Origin of the sequence: Photorhabdus tasmaniensis, assembly GCF_011189505.1 — a bacterium.
GTDB classification, from domain to species: Bacteria; Pseudomonadota; Gammaproteobacteria; order Enterobacterales; family Enterobacteriaceae; genus Photorhabdus; species Photorhabdus tasmaniensis.
In genome coordinates, this window is sequence record NZ_PUJU01000013.1 from 16991 (window position 1) to 35434 (window position 18444).

At 47.3% G+C, this 18444-nt stretch carries 20 protein-coding genes; 2 read left to right on the plus strand and 18 right to left on the minus strand.

Annotated elements, in window-relative coordinates; genetic code table 11:
• Positions 1 to 23: 23 nt before the first annotated feature.
• The 4 genes from pilN to C5471_RS08050 all read right to left on the minus strand — a co-directional run bounded on the left by pilN (position 24) and on the right by C5471_RS08050 (position 3743).
• On the minus strand, positions 24 to 1658 hold the full coding sequence (gene pilN, locus C5471_RS08035; RefSeq protein ID WP_166295788.1) for a PilN family type IVB pilus formation outer membrane protein: 1635 nt from the start codon (positions 1656 to 1658) through the stop codon (positions 24 to 26).
• An 84-nt stretch (positions 1659 to 1742) separates the two neighbouring features.
• Positions 1743 to 2180: a type IV pilus biogenesis protein PilM gene (gene pilM, locus C5471_RS08040; RefSeq protein WP_133813278.1), complete on the minus strand. Its 438-nt coding sequence runs from the start codon at positions 2178 to 2180 to the stop codon at positions 1743 to 1745.
• A gap of 6 nt (positions 2181 to 2186) precedes the next feature.
• Positions 2187 to 3236 carry a PFGI-1 class ICE element type IV pilus protein PilL2 gene (pilL2, locus tag C5471_RS08045; RefSeq protein ID WP_133813277.1) on the minus strand — a complete coding sequence of 350 codons (1050 nt, stop codon included), beginning with the start codon at positions 3234 to 3236 and terminating at the stop codon, positions 2187 to 2189.
• A gap of 147 nt (positions 3237 to 3383) precedes the next feature.
• The gene (locus C5471_RS08050; protein ID WP_133813276.1) at positions 3384 to 3743 is read right to left on the minus strand and encodes an Abi family protein; all 360 of its coding nucleotides are present in this window, start codon (positions 3741 to 3743) and stop codon (positions 3384 to 3386) included.
• Positions 3744 to 4137: 394 nt separating this feature from the next.
• Here C5471_RS08050 and C5471_RS08055 point away from each other — a divergent pair, with 394 nt between their 5' ends.
• Positions 4138 to 4455 (plus strand): addiction module antidote protein, encoded by a 318-nt coding sequence (locus C5471_RS08055; protein ID WP_133813275.1) that lies wholly within the window; start codon positions 4138 to 4140, stop codon positions 4453 to 4455.
• A gap of 149 nt (positions 4456 to 4604) precedes the next feature.
• On the opposite strand, the gene ssb is transcribed toward C5471_RS08055, so the two are convergent.
• Both ssb and C5471_RS08065 read right to left on the minus strand, forming a co-directional pair.
• Entirely contained in the window at positions 4605 to 5069 is a 465-nt protein-coding gene (gene ssb, locus C5471_RS08060; RefSeq protein ID WP_133813274.1) for a single-stranded DNA-binding protein, read from the minus strand.
• Positions 5070 to 5142: 73 nt separating this feature from the next.
• Positions 5143 to 5601 (minus strand): STY4534 family ICE replication protein, encoded by a 459-nt coding sequence (locus C5471_RS08065; RefSeq protein ID WP_133813273.1) that lies wholly within the window; start codon positions 5599 to 5601, stop codon positions 5143 to 5145.
• A 298-nt stretch (positions 5602 to 5899) separates the two neighbouring features.
• Between C5471_RS08065 and C5471_RS08070 the strand changes: the two genes are divergently transcribed.
• Complete coding sequence (locus tag C5471_RS08070; RefSeq protein ID WP_166295767.1) at positions 5900 to 6226, plus strand: hypothetical protein; 327 nt, start codon at positions 5900 to 5902, stop codon at positions 6224 to 6226.
• A 20-nt stretch (positions 6227 to 6246) separates the two neighbouring features.
• On the opposite strand, the gene C5471_RS08075 is transcribed toward C5471_RS08070, so the two are convergent.
• From C5471_RS08075 to C5471_RS25270, 12 genes are all read right to left on the minus strand, one after another.
• Entirely contained in the window at positions 6247 to 8277 is a 2031-nt protein-coding gene (locus C5471_RS08075) for a DNA topoisomerase III (RefSeq protein ID WP_133813272.1), read from the minus strand.
• A gap of 3 nt (positions 8278 to 8280) precedes the next feature.
• A complete protein-coding gene (locus C5471_RS08080; RefSeq protein WP_133813271.1) occupies positions 8281 to 8979 on the minus strand; it encodes a PFL_4669 family integrating conjugative element protein in 699 nt (232 codons plus the stop codon).
• Between the two features lie 201 nt (positions 8980 to 9180).
• Entirely contained in the window at positions 9181 to 9309 is a 129-nt protein-coding gene (locus C5471_RS24815) for a hypothetical protein (RefSeq protein WP_278250148.1), read from the minus strand.
• 95 nt (positions 9310 to 9404) lie between these two features.
• Entirely contained in the window at positions 9405 to 10697 is a 1293-nt protein-coding gene (locus C5471_RS08085; protein ID WP_133813270.1) for an STY4528 family pathogenicity island replication protein, read from the minus strand.
• Positions 10666 to 10926: a ParE family toxin-like protein gene (locus C5471_RS08090; RefSeq protein ID WP_133813269.1), complete on the minus strand. Its 261-nt coding sequence runs from the start codon at positions 10924 to 10926 to the stop codon at positions 10666 to 10668. Before C5471_RS08090 ends, C5471_RS08085 begins: the two co-directional genes overlap by 32 nt.
• Positions 10927 to 11502, minus strand: coding sequence for a DUF2857 domain-containing protein (locus C5471_RS08095; RefSeq protein ID WP_133813268.1), 576 nt, complete (start codon positions 11500 to 11502; stop codon positions 10927 to 10929). It abuts the gene before it with no gap.
• Between the two features lie 114 nt (positions 11503 to 11616).
• A complete protein-coding gene (locus C5471_RS08100; RefSeq protein WP_133813267.1) occupies positions 11617 to 11862 on the minus strand; it encodes a TraR/DksA C4-type zinc finger protein in 246 nt (81 codons plus the stop codon).
• Positions 11855 to 13579 carry a ParB family protein gene (locus C5471_RS08105; protein ID WP_133813266.1) on the minus strand — a complete coding sequence of 575 codons (1725 nt, stop codon included), beginning with the start codon at positions 13577 to 13579 and terminating at the stop codon, positions 11855 to 11857. The genes C5471_RS08100 and C5471_RS08105 overlap by 8 nt, the downstream gene beginning before the upstream one ends.
• The gene (gene dnaB-PI, locus C5471_RS08110) at positions 13576 to 14949 is read right to left on the minus strand and encodes an SPI-7-type island replicative DNA helicase (protein WP_133813265.1); all 1374 of its coding nucleotides are present in this window, start codon (positions 14947 to 14949) and stop codon (positions 13576 to 13578) included. Before dnaB-PI ends, C5471_RS08105 begins: the two co-directional genes overlap by 4 nt.
• Entirely contained in the window at positions 14942 to 15826 is an 885-nt protein-coding gene (locus C5471_RS08115) for a ParA family protein (RefSeq protein WP_133813264.1), read from the minus strand. Before C5471_RS08115 ends, dnaB-PI begins: the two co-directional genes overlap by 8 nt.
• 628 nt (positions 15827 to 16454) lie before the next feature.
• Positions 16455 to 17552, minus strand: a complete 1098-nt coding sequence (locus C5471_RS08120; protein ID WP_133813263.1) for an ISAs1 family transposase — start codon at positions 17550 to 17552, stop codon at positions 16455 to 16457.
• A 265-nt stretch (positions 17553 to 17817) separates the two neighbouring features.
• Positions 17818 to 17898: a hypothetical protein gene (locus C5471_RS25270; protein ID WP_387467012.1), complete on the minus strand. Its 81-nt coding sequence runs from the start codon at positions 17896 to 17898 to the stop codon at positions 17818 to 17820.
• Between the last annotated feature and the right edge of the window lie 546 nt (positions 17899 to 18444).

The window sequence follows — 18444 nt, forward strand, 5'->3', positions numbered from 1 at the left end:
TGATTCATGCCTCCTTTCATTCCTCAATCCAGTAACACGGGGGTGATCAAAATAACCAATGTGCTACGCTTATTCTCTCCGGACTGTCCTCCCCCAAGCAGGAAATTACCCGGTGTAAAGGTTCCTGCCTTAGTGGTCCGAGTATCAGCCTGTTCAAATCCGGTGAGCACCAGAGCCTGCCCGGCACGCAGATTCACTTTCTGGCTCAGTGAACGTAGCCGGGTATATGGCATCTCAATATAAGAATTGCCTTCTTTAGATGTGAATGAACGGATAGTCGGCGGATCAGACAGGTTGAAAGCCACTTGTAGCTGAACATCCCCATTGCGCTGTATCAACGGCAACAAAGTCATATTAAACCCGGTAGTGATCATCCCAGGCATCAGAGCCGTGGTGGCTCCCACATCTGTGGCAGTCGTTGTACTGCTTTGAGCCACATACACTGTCTGATCAGCCATCTGTATCGGAATGGGGGTCAAATTAGTGGTCGCACTTCCTTGAGAGGTCACCACGCTGACATTACCTTGTTCGCTCAATGCTTTTATTAACAGGTTAGAACCCGAGAGTTTTGCCGCCTTCCCTGTGGCACTTTCCAGAATACTGACCCCCGCAGACGTTGCCCCACTGCCCATACCGCTAAAACTGCCAGATAACGTAGCCCCCAAATTATGCAATGAGTTATAAACTAATCCCCAGTCCAGTCCCATTTGCTCTTTACGGGTAGTGCTGACACTCAGCACCTGAACATTCAACAAAACCTGACGGTTGAGAACAGTATTTTGTTCTTCCACATAACGGGATACCGAATCCAATACCGCTGGGGTATCTGTTACCATCAGTGTTCCGCTGGAGCTTGACAACCAGAACCGACCCCGCTCGGGCGTCAACATATTCTCGACTGTCTTACGGATGTCTTCGTATAAATCACTGTTCAGATCAACCGTCGTTTTCTGTGAAGAACTGGCCTCCCCAGAGACAGAATTGTTGACATTACCACTGCCCCCGGATGTCCCCATACTGCTGGTTGACCCTGAGGCAACACTGGCATTACTGCTGGTACGGGTGTTGAGAACATTCAACTGAAATGTCCGGGTTTCGAACCGATAAAACACGACGGCCCTGTTATCCATCTTCCATGCAATCCCTAACCGGCTGGCAATATTGTCTAAAAGCCCCGTCAGCTCCCCTTGCCAATTGAGACCCGTGAGGACTTCTGGCTCTCGACGCTCATCAGCATTAACTGAGTGTATATCTCGATCATCCAACCAATCCAATGGCATGCGCCCCTTATCATCAGGTGTCGGTAATGCCCCATTCATCTGGCGTGTCAACCCACCCACAGTGGTTGATGTTCGTGATAAAACGTCGGGTGTTACCGTGACCCGAACACCACAAAGTTGGGTAATGCGTTGTCCCAACTCCGGTAATGTCAACCCGAATTTACTGTTAATCGTTATCTGACAGGATGGCAACGTTACCGATGCGACAGGCTGAACTGCCGGTTTCAGATTTACCCAAGGCTTATCTACCCAGATTACCCCCGGTTGTTTCAGGTTATGCTGTTGGTGTAAATGCTGTTGTGCGACTCGACTTTGCATACTGGCCTCACGCGCCATATTATCCACTGCCTGCAAGGTGCAACCGGACATCAGCGCCATCTCTGTTACCACTACCAGTGGTGCAAGGCAAGTACAAAGCCTGAGTGAACACCGTTTATTTTTCATCACATCCTGTCCGTTTTTTCAGTTGAAATACACCACATCACCATCGCTGATCCCGTCAGGAAGAGTGCATCCTATTTCTTGGCCAGATAAGCCATACAACCGCCCCTGCCGGACTTCACCAATCAACATGGACCCCTTAGTGCGTTCGCGCAGAGCGGTGACAAGACCGGGTATTTCCGGCATCCACACCCAGAGCCGACCTTGACTGATAACATGTCGGATACGGGCATCTGGCTGAAAAGGCAGAATGAGCTTACGGAGATCCACCGTGCCATTTTTAGATGTATAGCCCCCACGCCAGTGATTAATGGCACTGGCTAACAGCAATATTTGGTCTGCCAGTATTCGAGCCCTTGCGTTGTCATGATCGACATACAGTTGTTCTGCCTGTCGCAACTGTATACCCCCGGCAATCAGCAGAAAAACCAAGGCAAACGCACTGATGACGTACCCCATCACGGCTTACCGGGTTACGGGTTTATCACTGACTGAAATCAGGCACTGAAAGCGACTGACTTCGGTAAACAGCGGCTTCTCGGCCTGTCGGTAAAGATCAAACAGTTGTACCAACAAGGACTCAAAGTTGCCTTTGAACGTCAACGGCGCATCAATGCGGTAATCCGTCGGTGACGACCACACCACTACCCAATGTCCCCCTACCGGGCAATTCGTTGCATTAGCCCACCGTTCCAACGTTCCACGCAAAGTGGTTCCTGTTTCCGCACGCCAGATGTTGCCTACCGGTTCCGTTGTCACGGGTGTACTGCCGCTCAGCAGGGATTTAACAGGCTGAGTGGGTGATACAGAGGAAATGATTGTGGGTTTTCCTCCTGTCACAGGAGATTGAAGGGTATCTGTTTTTGGTCTTTCAGCTATTGGTGGCTTCACCGGTAACGGAGCGGCTAATTTGCTGTTGGACAATGTAGATGCCGATAACGCCGGTGAAGAAGATCTCTGCAACGGTACCTGCATTTTGGGTGGTGTTATCCGATCAACCGTTGTCTTGGAAAATTGACGATATTCATCACGTAAAACAAAACACACTTCACGATTCACCTCATCTACCCAGATACGCCATGCTGGCCCGACAACAATCTGCAACGCTTCACTGAGCCGTATCGGCCCAATTTTGCGTTGAATAGCCGGTAATGGCCTGCCTATCAATTTAACGAAATGGGTTGCGGCGGTATCACACAACGAATAACCGGTTCCAAATAGCAGATAGCGCAATCCATCACCAATGCGTTGTACCAACGGGACTGGCATGGTGATATTGATGATTTGATTGAGGGGTTCACGCTGCGCAGCCTGGCTGCCTACACTTACCAAGGTATAGCGATCATAGCGCGTAACTTCCGGTGTCAGAGAATAGATATCGGATACGGCGGGACGTGCCTGATGAGAACGGTGAACACTTACACCGGATGCAGTAGCCTCCTGAGTTTGTCCGGTACACCCAGCCAATACCATGACGGGCAGCCAACTGAGTGAGAAAAAAACAGGGTTTTTCATGCGCATTCCCGTGCAGGTGATCCTAAATGCGACTTACTGTGCGGGGATCCGGGACTGAGCTCAATACAGAACTCTTTTTGCAAAATCAAAAAAAACGCACCAATCGAAGTCAGTGCGTCAGATGAGTCAATTTGTCAGAGTGAAAAGTTAATGCCAGAACGGATCTGCCCGCCAGTTATGGGCAAACCCAGCGCTACGCAGGTAAGGTCGAATCGCCGGATATCGCTGGATCAGATCATCAATCGTGTCAAAAAAGTCCAGGCTGGTAATACCAAGCGTTTTGATCATCTGATTCATATCTTTTGGTGCAGACAGGTTGACGTTCCAAAGGCGGCTATGGTGGGCAAACTTGTTGCGAACATCATGCAACACGGTGACCCAGTTAGACAAAGTTGAAAATTTTCGCGCACCAAATTCAGCCGCTAATTTTTGCAGCGTGCTACTGGCCGGATTGAGGAACAGATGCAGGTAAATTTTGAAGTGGTGATAGCTTATCTGACTAAGCATTCGTTCTGCATCGGCAGTATTCTGAAGCTAAAGATGCTTAACCTGTAAATCAACAACAAGCTCCCCGGTGAGCGATACGGCTTTGGATAGAGGGTATAAGGCATGATTAGCCGTCATTCCTGAAGAAGAAAAAGAGGCAAAAAAAGCCCGCTAACATCCCCTAGGGAACATTGCGAGCGTTGTTAAGGCTAATATTACGCCCGATGTAGATTTTGTCAACGCATTTTGACACTTTTGTCAGATTCACATAGGGTTATTCTCGGTATCTATCAGTAACCGGGCTTTTGAAGTGTCCTGGAAATTAAACCACAACACAGTGCGGTGGAGACAAAAACAGCCAATCCCTTGATATTGAATTGGCAAAAGCCATTGCCACGCCATGAAGGAGTAACCAATGAAAAACCAAGAAGTAAAATTCAGCCGCTACGATACCGCTGATTACCTCCAAACAGAGGAAAATATTACGGCGTATCTGGAGGCCGTGGTGGAAGATGGTGATCCTTCCCTTATTGCGGCTGCTTTGGGTGACATAGCACGAGCCCGTAACATCAGCCAATTAGCAAGAGATGTTGGAATGAGCCGAGAAGGGCTTTACAAGGCCCTTTCTGGCGAAGGAAACCCTACATTTACGACAATCACAAAGGTTGCTAACGCCTTAGGACTACGTTTTGCTATACAACCCATTAGTACACCGACAACGCACACTCGATAGGATGAAACTTTATTTTCCTCCAACAATTGGACCAAGTCTTGATGGAAGTAGATAGATGAAAACGACAGGACATAAAGCCTGTCTCTTCTACACAAATTCCCTGTTGCAAAATAGGGAATATTTTTTACATTTATTGTCTGAAGTAAACTCTAAAAAGGGATCGAATCGTCAAAATCGATTGGTGGTTCACTTCCACGGGGCGGTACTGACGAAGAGGGTTGCGATTGTCCCCGACTACTTGAACGGGAAGGCTCACTTTGACTGCGCCCCCCTAACATCTGCATCGTACCCTGCTGATTGATCACGACCTCCGTGCTGTATCGGTCCTGCCCGCTGGTCTTATCAAGCCATTTACGGGTACGCAACTGACCTTCAAGATACACCTGGCTGCCTTTTCTCAGATATTCACCAGCAATTTCAGCCAGTTTGCCGAAAATGACCACCCGATGCCATTCGGTACGCTCTTTCTGCTCTCCGGTTTGTTTATCCCGCCAGGTTTCCGCGGTTGCCAGTGACAATACCGCCACTGCATCACCCTCTGGCCGATAACGCACTTCTGGTTCTTGTCCCAATCGTCCAATAAGTATCACTTTATTCACGCCGCGTGAAGCCATGTAACTTCCCTTTCAAAATGTAGATGAAAAAAATTCCCCGAAAAAATGCACTCCGGAGAGACTTCAGGGGCAGTCAAAATGAATTCTCTGCATAATGCTTTTGCGAAGACTTATTCTGTGCAGGCGGCACGGATTCAGGCTTTTCAGCTTTATAAACCATCTCCTGCCCGATTTTTATCCAGTCAATTCTAATCAACCGCGCTCTTAAACTGACACGCTGTTCACCGGCATGCTCACCCTTGTTCAACGTAAAAATCCCGGTAGACGGCTGACTTAATGTGAAACCCAGTAAGACTTTTTTGTCCTCATCAACTGCTTTCTGACAGCGGCTGATTAAATCACTGTTTTCCTTACCAGCAACCGTGACATCAAAGCGAACGTAAGACGGATTTTCTGTTGGTCCACTCAATGCATTGATGACCGCACTGAAAAAACTGCCATTCTGACCATTCACCTTGCGGACATTACTGAGATACCCCAATCCATTGATATTCAGGTTGAAATATTTATTTTCAGTGGTAGTTGCAGACATGATGTTCTCTCCATGAAGTGAAAAAAGAAACGACGGAGAACACATCACCCAAGGCGGGAAGTGATGTTTCCCGCCGGGAAGCCAGTGTCAGACACCGGCTATCTGATAAGTTAAAAATACACCTTCATCACTGTTATCAGTGATACCCGTTTCCAAAGGATAAACGGGTTTACCGCCCGCAGGCACCATCTCTCAGGCTACAATGGCTTTATGACAGGTCACACGAAAGCGTCAGTCTCAGACCTTTCTGACATTAAGAGCAGTCACCCAAAGGCATTCCTTTCAGACTGCGGGAATATTGGCGATTGTCCGAAGACAACAAGTTATCCCACGCATTTTTGAATCAGGAAGCCAGACTGTCAACGAGGAAAATGATTTTTGGGAAGCAATAAAAAACAGCGCCGCCCAAAGGACGACGCAGGGTGTGCACTGGCATCGGAGGTACAAGATGGAGGCTAAACAATCTCAACAAACTCCAGGGACATTCAACTACCCCGGAACCCTTCAAAGGAGGCCGTTTACCGGACTGATAGCAGAGAAAATCTCTGCACGACTTGCCTGTCAAACCGCAGTCGTGGGGTGCAATGTACCAAAGCCAGTTTACCTTCCCAGCCCTCTAGCTTAGGTACACAACAAAAAATCAACTCACCCCGTCATTGCCGGTTTTTTCGGTACGTTCTTACGCCGGGCAGATCTGGTTTTTCTTTTTCCACCGACTGTTCTGACTACCCCACTGCATTCCGGGTATTTTATACACCCCCAGAAAACACCGTTTTTCCCCTGACGTTGATGTGTTACTCCTCCACACACCGGACAAGGCAATGAGGGCGGCGGCGTGATCACGACCTTCTGTGCCTGAACCTGCTCCACCAAGTATTGGGTCCATTGGACCTGACGGCCCATAAAATCCGACAGCGTTGCCTGTCCCTGAGCAATATCATCCAGCGCCTGTTCCCACAAGGCAGTCAATCCAGGATTGGTCAACGCGGTAGGCAACGCGGCTATCAATTCGCTGGCAATCTGCGTAGCGTGGATATACTTGCCCTTTTTCATCAGATAACCCCGTTTAAACAACGTATCCAGTATTCCTGCCCGGGTAGCTTCCGTTCCCAGCCCGGCATTGTCCTTCAATACCTTCTTAAGTTGTGGGTCACTGACAAAAGCAGCGGCATTTTTCATCGCTGCAATCAATGTGCCCTCTGTGAAGCGAGCGGGTGGCTGAGTTTGCAACATGCGTAAAGTAGCCTCATTAACCTGACATTGACTGCCTTTGACCATCGACGGCAAACTTTCTCCCAAAGAATCGTCTTTCCCGATGGATGCCGATTCATCTTTACCCGCTGAAAACAATATCTTCCAGCCAGGAACAATCACTACATTGCCCCGGGTACGAAACAATTGTCCACCGATATCAAAAGTCACTTCAGTTATATCCATTTCATGCAGAGGAAGGAACTGTACCAAATAATGCTGACGGATAAGCTGATACACTTTACGCTCATCATCCGTCATCTTCTTCATATCACAGGGCTGTTTTGTCGGAATGATACCGTGGTGCGCCGTAATTTTTTTGTCATTCCAGATACGCGAAATCAATGTCCTGTCCAGACTATCCACCACAATCCGCATAGCCGGATCACTGTTAACCACAGCATCCAATACTTGCGGGATTTCCACCTGCATAACCGTAGGCAAATAGCCACAATCTGTACGGGGATAAGTGATAGCCTTATACGTCTCATACAAGTTTTGAGCAATATTCAGTACTTGCTGAGCTCCCATACCCCATTTTTTTGAACACATCTGCTGCAAGCCACCTAAATCAAATGCCAGCGGAGCCGCATACTTTTCCCGTTTAGTATTGATTCCCAGGACCGTAGCCGTACCAGCTTGTTGGCATAACTTAACCACTGTCTGGGCCACATTCTGATGAATACAACGTTTTTCGTCATCACAATAGGTCGCAGCGGGTACCCAATCTGCCCGGAAAATTCGTCCGTCAAACTGAAGGTCAGCCACCACCTGCCAATAAGGTTTAGCCGTAAAAGCGATAATCGCCTGATCTCGAAAGACAACCAGTGCCAAAGTGGGTGTCTGAACACGTCCAATAGATAAAATGTCACTATATCCGCATTCACGGGCTTTCACGGTATAGAGTCGGGTAAAATTCATGCCGATGAGCCAATCCGCTCTGGCTCGTCCCAGTCCCGCCAAATACAACGATGCCGTTTGTTCACCGGGCAAAATATTAGCAAGCGCCGCCCGGATACTCACCTCATCCAGAGCAGATAACCACAAACGGGATATTTTTCCCTGAAACTGGCAATAATCCAGTAATTCCCGGGCAATCACTTCTCCCTCCCTATCAGCATCAGTGGCAATCACCACTTCGTCTGCCTGTTTCAACAGACGACTGATAATGGCAAACTGGTCAGCTGTCTCCTTTTTGACTACCATTTGCCAGGACATCGGCAATATCGGCAATACCGATGCCCGCCAGGGAGCGCCATATTGTTCACCATAAATTTCTGGACTGGCCGTTTCCAGTAAGTGCCCAATGGCCCAGGTCACAGTTACCCCCGGCCCGGTTAAATATCCCTGTCCGCGCTTTGTTGCACCTAATACCGCCGCAATATCCCGCCCCTGAGACGGTTTTTCACACAGAAACAGTTTCATCGCTTATTTCTGCTTCTCTGTACCTTTTAATGCAGGAGAAAAAACGGAACGTTTTTCGCCCCGCATAACGGCCTCATCCGGCAGCCCCAAACGGGTAATAGCGTCCCTGCCGGCAGGGGTTTGGGAAAGGATATCGTCACGAGTAACAGCAAAACTACGGTACGGCTGGACAGCGCCGTAGATTTGGCGTACCCAGTGTCCCCCTTTTTTTAAAAACCCGTCACACTGTTGACGGGAAATCAGCGCATAATGGTGCGCCTGCAAGGCTTTCATCACCAGTTGATCGTAACCCACTAATAGCCAGACACAGCGGTAACCCAACGGAGTGCGACTGTAGACACCAATATTGAGCGGGGCGACAGAGGCAATCTCAGATAAATGGATCTGAGCAGGTACCCCCGAGAGTGTAGCCGCCAGTTCCGCTAACGCTGCCTGCATCTGGTCATGAGCCGAAGCGAGCTTAGTTTCCAGTGCCAACATCGCCATATCGGCATACGGATTATCCACCAGGGAATCCTGATTGATCCGACTCGCCAGTGAGAAAAATCGCGGCATGCTAATAATCACCGGTTTATCCTTTTTCCGTCGCTCATCCCGCCGACCATGCCACAAATTGACAGCATAATGTGTGTGGAGTTCAATCGTAAGCGAGGAATGCAGTGCGCCTGAGCGAACAGCATGTGTCTCTTTAGTTTCAGTCATGGTACATTCTCTCTGTGACATAAGGATACCACTGAGATAGTTGCGTTATCAGGCTGTGACCACAATTCAAAACTCTTTTTTGCTCACCCCAAAAACCTGATTGGTATCTAATAGCCATATGATTAGACTCTAATCACTGTATATTTTTCGAACTATGATTAGACTCTAATCATTGTATGTCTTTTGGCCCATGATTAGACTCTAATCACGACCGGGATAACCCGCCATTTCTGCGTCCATCGTTTTGTCAAACAATCCGATAATATTGGAAAGTATGCCCAGCACAGTGCTCAACAACACAAAAAAATTATCCCTTTGAAATTCATTCATATTTATTGGCTGGATCATAATTTGAGAAATCGCTATCCCTTTACTGCATGACTGTCGTGGCATATTCATAGCGATATGGCTGATATCACATCCGCTTATTTATTCTTCATAAAATTCTGCCGGATTTCAGCAATCACTTTTTTCATCACGGCAGGATTGGCTTTTCTTTGCGCCTCTGGCAAAGCAGGTTTGTCTTTCTGACGACTGACAGGCACAGGCTTTTTCATGCCAGAGTTCCCCCCTTGATTTGCTGTACCAGGGCTTCTCAACTCTCCCTGTCTGGCACGTTTCATCAGCGTCAGTAGGTAACCCACCGGATTTTTTAACGAGCCATTTTCTAATGGGGCTCGCAGACTCTCCAACACCAGATGCCTCTGATCAGGCGGAAGTGCCTGGAGCTGTTCTGTCAGCATGCTGATATCGTCATCAGAGAGTTGCTTGCTTAGCCTCGTGGGCAACAGAGGTTTATCCATCGGGTCATCACCCTCCCCATCCGATGGGGCTACGTATGTATTTTTATTCACACTCTGTGTGAAATGACGTACGTAGCCGTTCGGTTGCCGAACTCTGTTGTAACTCTTTGATTTCAGACTGAGTTCGGTTTCCGAATTCGGGTTATCACCGCCTGTTCTTGTACTGAATTCGGATCCCGAACCCGGTCTGTTCCGACCTTTTTGCTTAAGTTCGGTTTCCGAACCCGGTAAACATGCGGCCTGTAGCGCCGCCATTTGTTGCGGCGTTTGGACCTGTCCTAACCGATTTTCCAGTAACGCAATGCGGGAACGGCGATGGCGCATCATCGGGTCATCTTTAATTTCCATCAATACCGCCCAGGCAGTCTGACTAATGGCCCGATTCTTGTGACGACATGCCTCACCCACCGTGTCCAGCCAACTCGGATCGAGTGCTTCAGCATCATGAAATGTCAGTGGCTCATCATGCTGGGCGTAGATGTTTCCTTTCACACGCCCCTTTTCATCCCTGACGCGTTTGCACAGACTTAGCCAGCCGGTTATTCGTAACATTAACAATACCCGGCTGACGGTTTCCCGGGAGGCTTTACCACTGTGTGGAGAGGCCAGTTGTAATTGCAGTTCATCATAGGTAGGGAAGACCGCCCCCGCATTTTGTTGTGCGTACAGCCGTATCATTATCCAGGCCATCTTATCGAGCGGAGACAAGCGGGTATCCAGAATTAACTGACGGGGCATAGCATCATGCACATTCCCCAGATACAACAGCCCACTGCGCAACTGTCTTTTCTCATCCCCCTCAGTTTGAGCTGCCAGTCGTATATTCATTTGCTCTAACGTAAAAGCAATCAGGCTATCGGGGGACAAAGGGGCTTTCCGTGCGTTATTTCCAGATTTCATTGTTGTACCGTTCATGTGTCATCATTTCCCAATCTTGTCCCCCATTGCGACTCAGCAGTCGCCAAAACCGACCAATGTCAATTTTTAAATGATTGGCATCCCTGCCTTTGCCTTTCGCTCTGATCCGGGTGTAATTTTTCCTGCCCTGCCGGTAACATTCCAATTGCTCCACGGCTTTCCTTTTATAAACGGGAGGTACAAAACAGGGCGCAAATAAACCCCGGGTGATTTCTGTCGTTTTCATTTACCGACCACAACCCCCGGGTTTCACCGGGTTCTCTTCTTCAATCCAACTGCGTACAGCATTCCAGACCGCCGTCAGTGAGACATCCAGCTGTTCAGCCGCCTGCATCATCACCTCAAGTCCCTCCGCACTATCCGGATCAGTGACATCCGCCTGCCACAACTGCCAGACCTCAGCGCTGTCTTTATCTGTCAGCATGAGACAACGCCCCTGGCGGGCTTCAATGCCTAACATGCGACGACGGGAGCTGACTTCAACCGAAGTCAGCCCAAAGTAGTGCTGCATCAATTCAATTGAGCCGCCCAACATCAGTGCACGGTCAAGACGTTGCAGACGTTTTTGTTCTCGTCGGGCTTGTTGCAGCATTAACGCGAAATTTTCATGATGGATACGAAGCGTGAGCACTGACACCGGGCTGTTCATCAGATAATGTAAGTCTTCCACGGTCAGATTGTGTAGCATCCGCATTTCTTCCGTCATCAGACCCAGCGATTCACAGCGACGGAGGCAACCCGATTTCAACTCCATCACCAATTGGGTTAATAAGGCATTAGTTACCTGGGATATCTGACTCATAAGACACCTCTTTCAATATAATGCGACACATCTGAATGACACCGGCACACACAAGATCCGGACACATGGGGAAGAAAGAACCTCCGGCAAGGTACACAGTCAAACAACGTATTCTTACCGGCCATCACGTCCTCCGGTAACATGACCAACACGTGTCTGATGTTCAGCAATTTCCTGACACCCAACACACAACCGTACCCCAGCCAAAACCTGACGACGTCGTTCATCAATCTCATCACCACATTCTTCACAACATATCCGTGACACCCTATCGGTCTGCAATTCCCTCCGGGCGGCAGCGATCTGCCCCTCTAACCACATCGCTGTGACAGCCTGAGCCACATCAATATCATCAGACATGCTGCTCCCTCTCTTCTGAACCCACTGGCAGATCACGCTGCAATTCGCGCAGCCGGCGCAACACCCGAATAAGACGCATAAATTTCACTATCGCGACATCCGGCAGAACCGGTATTTCCTCGGGTCTGCCGGTTCCCACAAGCCAAACACCCAACATATCGGTATGGACGGGGGCACCGTTACTGCCATTGTTACCGGCCAGCGACAACAGAACCTGGACAAATTCAGACGCAGTGTGGGAGTGCGTCAGTCGATAACCTGCGTCATAAGCCGTATCCTTAGCTTCTTCAAGCTCGTCTGCGCCCCCCATTTCTTCGGCTAACTCGAACGCCAACCGGAATGCCATAGCCTGTAGATGTTCAATATCGTCCTGGACAGGTGAGATAGACCAGATGTCATTGACTGGCTCCAGTCCGGTTCGTGCAAAGCTCAATACATCAGACGGGCAAGATAAAGCAGTGGATAATGCTTCAGGAAGGCAGTGATGAGATTCGTTCAGAGCAGACGGGGAAATCTGCAATGCAGACACAGACATTAAAGGTTCAATATCTTCCTTATCCAAATCCGATACTGTCGATAACGTCGACAATGTTGGCTGTGCCCCATGCATACCGGGTTGAGTTTCAATTTTAGAAGGCAAAGCGGCCTCTTCATCTTCCTGATTGTCGATAACGGCCACAGGCGATTGCGTTTCTAATACAGAAACCTGACCAGAACTTTTGGTGACAGACGGTACTAAACCTTCGGAGACTAACGCGGCTTGCATATCTGCCTGCCGCAAATGGTCAGCAACAGGCGGGGGATCACCAAATAACTGGCGGCGGTTCCGTTCTTTCGGATCGAGCTCCAACAGCCATCGGTCATAATTAAGTGCAGGATGCGGCAGGGCTTTCAGCAATTCGCCGATCAGTTCATCCCGTAATATTTCAAAAGAGTAGGCTTCCGGATCATCAAGACGCTGACAGGCTTCACTAAAAACAGCATCGAAATTCTTTTCACACGACAACTCGGCAGAGAAAGTATTCCAGATTTTTTGGGCATCGGTTCGCAAAGCCAGGATATTTGTCGCCTGTGGACGCCCCATTCCAGATATCAACAAAGTGGGTATACAAGGATACAAATACTGCACGGTGTTATCCATCTGACTGATACTTGTTTGTGAGATTGGAAGCCCACCCTGTTTCAACAACCCCATCAGCTCTCTTTGCGTTACACGCCTTCCTAAGTGTTCTTCGTGAATAGCGCGTGCATTACGAACACCAAACGCTTTTTCAATAAACATTAAATCACCCCGAACCTCGTTTTCTGCCAGATGCCCGATAATACAATGCAATCGTCCAGGCCAGGGTTTAAGCAGACAAGGAATGCGGTAAAAACGTTCTTCTTCTGTTTCCTGCCATAACTCACTCAGGATCTGATAACGGGTATTACCGCCATCACTGAAAATGTAAATATTTTCGTTTCCACTATTAGGATCACGTGTGACCTTGGGTACGCTGTCCAGTCCTCTGGCCCGAATTGAAGCTTTAATATCATCAAAACGGGGGTTACGACTGATACGGGGGTTATCAGGATTAGGACGTAGCTCATCCAGCGTCAGCACCATCGGTATCTCAGCGACAGGTAAAACGACAGGGCTGGCTGGTAATTGCGGTGTTTTGCCTTGTTGCAGTAATGCATCACCTAAAGAAAGATTATTCTTGCCAGGTTTGCTCATGCATACCCCCTGCCGAAATCACCACGCTCTACCGGAAAATCACTAAATCGGGTACAGGTACCCTCAAACTGAACGCTGACTGTTCCAATCGGCCCCTGGCGCTGTTTACCAATAATGATTTCTGCCACCCCAATATCCGGTGTATTGGCCTCATACACTTCATCCCGGTAAACAAACAGAGTCAGGTCAGCATCCTGTTCCAGTGCACCCGAATCACGCAAATCTCCGTTGTTGGGGCGTTTGTCTGCGCGTTGTTCCAGTTGACGATTAAGTTGTGAGAGCGCAAGTACCGGGCAACCCAGCTCTTTGCCTAACGCTTTCAGACTACGGGATATTTCTGCAATTTCCTGCGTCCGGTTTTCCTGCCCTGGACTGCGCATAAGTTGCAAATAATCGACGATAATCAATGACGGCTTACCGTATTTTCGAACATTCCGGCGGGCACGGGCACGCAATAAAGCCGGCGTTTGGTAACTGCTGTCATCAATTATCAGCCGGTTTTCCCACTGAATTAACGTCTCCATCGCTCTGCTGACCCGCGCCCAGTCTTCATCGTCCATCAATCCGCTGCGCAGACGTTCAAGTGGAACACGCTCTAACATGGACACCAGGCGCATCAGCAATTGATCCATCGGCATTTCCAGACTGAAAATCTGGACAACTGTATCTGTCGCACTCTCCAGTGCACCCTGACCAAATGCCAACGCCAGCGCGGTTTTCCCCATCGAAGGTCTGCCAGCCAGCAAAATAAGGTCGCCCGGTTGAAGACCACAAGTTTTTATATCCAGTTCATTAAAGCCTGTCGGGGTACCGGTTACCCCATTACCGCCATTGGCCTGCTCTAATTTTTCAATCAGCAAGCCCAAGCCTTCTGTCAAGCTAATATCCTGATGCGAAGAGCTTTGCTCAGACAATGCATACAAACGCTGCTCCGCCATTTCGGTAATGTCGGTAAACTCAGCACAGGGATGACTGGCCTGAGCACTCATCTCTCTTCCCAGCATTATCAATTGACGCAAACGACTTTTCGCCTGAACAATTTCCGCATAGGCGACAATGTTTGCAGCACTCGGTGTGTTTTTGCCGAGTTCAGCTAAATAAGCAAATCCCCCAACCTGTTTTAGTTGCGCCTTTTGTTCCAGAAGTTCAGATAACGTCAGTACGTCAACAGGCAAATTAGCCGTAAACAAGGTTGCGACAGCGCCATAAATCCGTCGGTGAGCAGGCAGAAAGAAATCGTCAGCATGTATCAGTGGTACGATTTCATCCCATCGATCATTATCCAGCATCAGCCCACCAAGAACGGCTTGTTCAGCATCGCAAGAATACGGCTGCTCAATGCCATCCGGTAAAGAAAAAGGGTCACGCATTCTTCGCCCCCTTATTCGCAATCAGTGCATCAAACTGTTCATACCATTCAGGGAACAACTCACAGGCCAGACTGTGCATTGTTTGTGCGGCGGCGGGACTTTTACGGGTGGTTTTGTATTCAAGACGGTGAACAGGCTGGGCACGTACGTGACCCAGCTTATAAATATCCAGCAGATCGATGCGGGTTTTCAGCAGTTGGTATACTCTTCGCCCACCGAGAGAGGACGTATCGTAACGTTTATGCTCGATAATATGAGCCAGTTCATTCAACGTATCGCGGTCAAGATTAGTGCCTTCAATGCTGTTCGCCAGTATCTGAATTAAAGGTAATCGAATACCATAATTCTCAAACGGTTGCAGTCGCGTCAACATACGCAACGATCCCCGCAGAAATTCACGTACATCCGGCAAAATGGGCTTAATCACCCCCAATACAAATTCAGTGGCCGTCAGCACAACCAGCTCCGCCATGACGCCAGTAGCCCCTTTGGAATCAATGATGATAGCGTCATACTGGCTGAACAGAGGATGCTGCAATATATTCTTCAGTCGCAAACGTCCATCAGGTGCATGAAGCATGGCCGTAGGCAGGAGTTCATCAGGATCATTGGAAATGATGACATCCAGATTGTTTATAACGGAACGGGAAATGATCTGATCTTTCTGATCCAAATCAACAGATTGCATAAGAAGCTCATACAAACCTGCTGGCGCTTCGTACTCAAGTGCAAAAATACTGCTTGAAGTGGGTTGAGAATAATCAGCGTCAAGAAGAAGGGTTTTGAATCCGGCATCAGCAAGAAAACCGGCTAAGTTGGCGGCATGTGTGGATTTACCTTCACCACCTTTAGGAGAAATTACGGGAAGTATCTTCATTTTGCACACTCGAATTTAAGTAATTCGAAGGATGCAGATAAGTCAGTTTTATGTTACAAAACACCAACATCTCAGCAAGAGGATTGAAAATCCTCGTGTCGGTGGTTCGATTCCGCCTCCGGGCACCAATTAAAAACGCGTTGATTGAGAGATGAGAAAACTCAACGAGCGTTCGATACCGGAACCTAAAAATGCATAATTGTAGATTGCTCAGTCTTGCGCTACTTAGATATAAGTTAAAGGTTCTAGGATTAGGATATCTGAGAAATCAGATGTCATTTTTTCGTTCGAGCGCAATATTTACAAGTTCTATTGCAACTGTCAAGCCATCCAAACTAAAATCAATGAATTAATTAACACAATGTTGTACATTTGGTTGTGCAGCTTTCCTATCTGTCACTGTGGTAACAACATTAACCCCATTAATGACAGTAGCTGTTGCATGCTACTGCCCGGCAGTTTCTCTGGCATGAGAAGCTACACCAATACATTGATTATTCTCATCCATTAATGGGAACTTGTTATAAAAATAAGATCTAAATCATTTACTTTTCTTTACTGGGTAAATCCCTATGGCTGATATTCTCTGCATATGCTTTACAGGGCGGGATTCCACTTTGTATTTAATTTAATCAAAGATAAGTTGACTACGGAATTCCTCTGACCAAATGGCTCTTCGACGTTTAGCCGCCTGACTGTCTTTTATACTGGTATTCTGTTTAATCACGCTTAATGCAATTCGGTTAAAAAGCGCCATTTGTGCAGCCCCATTAGGATCTTTGAGTGAGATAGCATCTTCTCGAAAAGTGACATCTAATACCCAATGCAGCTCGTTTTCTACCGACCAGTGCCTTCTTATTGCTTTAGCCACGATTTCCGCCTCCAACGGTAGCGAGCTGACATACCAGCGTGAATCACGATGGGCAGGCTGGCCTTTTACGCTTCGTTCACTGACGACTTCAATAACACTTTGTATTGAAGGCCATTGCTGCCGAAGGACCTCCGGTAATACGGCACGAATTTGCATGACATGCCGAAATTCTGTCCGTCCATGACCGCTATTTTTCTGCGTAAATTCAACCAGCTCATCACTCTCATAATGCGAAGCAAAATACGATTTGACCCATTCATAGAGGGTCTTTTGATTGCCTTTGAGACCCACAATAAAATCACCGCCGCGCTGAGTCATTAACGCAAGGGTTTCTTTCTGGCAATGCAGGGCATCCATAGTGACAATCGCGCCATCAAGCGCCAGTAATTCAATCAATTGTCTGGCAACCGGACCTTCCTGACCCTTGCTTTCGGCTGCCTGATGGTATAGGGCTACACCGGATTCAACATCATAAGCACTGACCACATGCAGGGCTTCAAATAATGTCCCCTTACAGGTTCCTCTCAGGGTTTTTCCATCAATGGCAATAAGACTTTTTTCTGCCCTGACCCGACGCTGGTTGATCCAGGCATAAAAGGCTTCAACCAGTGCATCTTGCTCTATCATTTTGATAATATTAGCAATACAGTGACGATGAGGAATACCGTGAGTAAAATGCGTGTATTGTTTAAGCCACTCGCTCTGTAACTCACCAAATTCCTGAATCGATTTCCAGCCAGAAGCGCCGCATAATACAGCGGAGAAGGCTAAAAAAATCACATCCATTAATTCATGTTTTTTATTGATGTCAGAACGGGGGTCTTCTATCTTGCTGATAAAATTAAAAATACTCATTATTAGGATCGCTTTTTTATGGAAGAAAGAGAGCTTAACGTTTTAATGAGGGAAATGCCTATAAAAAGTCATATTCTGATTTTTATTTAACCAAAATAACCTTATTAAAAATGTGAGATCTCACCCTGCCAAACCAATGCCTGTTTCTTTGGACGCATCAGAATGGGCATCAAACCAGGTATCTTCGAACCATTCAGGATCAGACAGTGACTCTTTCAATCTTAGCGTTTTTTTCAAGCGCCGCTGAATAAGTTCTCACTGTCTTTTAATGGTTAATTCCCAACTTTGTACCCTGGTGAGTCGGCTGGAATTTCCATTTCAGAAGGTAAGACAGTAAAACCGCCATCCGGCTTGCCAGTTCGCGTTTTTCACTTTTGCCCAAGCTACCACGTCAGCCTCATAATGAGTTCCCATGAGAGCCTCCGATAGGTTAAGGAAATGTATTTAAAGACCCTATTGCCAGTGGATCAGAGAAAATCAAAACACCTCATGGTATATACAACCAAGAATATAATTAAATACATTTTTACCTAATATAAAAATGGAATTACTGGTTATTTTTAAAAGTTGCATTTATTGCGTTAAATCCGATTTTGATATAAAATATTTAATGCTTTGGTATTCTCTTTTTTAAATTATTATGATAGTTAACCTGTTATCGGAAGTCGTTTTTTTACTCGATGGATTTAATTAGTATAGAGTTTTAACCGTTGTTTTTATCCTTTTTAACACCTGATTTTTATTAATTTTAATCATCATTGGATATCGTGTTTTATGTTTAACGAACGCGGATTATATTCGCTTTTTATCTTTTTTGATGCTGTTAAATAACTGGCGAGAAAGCGCTTTAATATCCGTTTATTCGGGTAATGTTATTTTACGTGCGATTTCT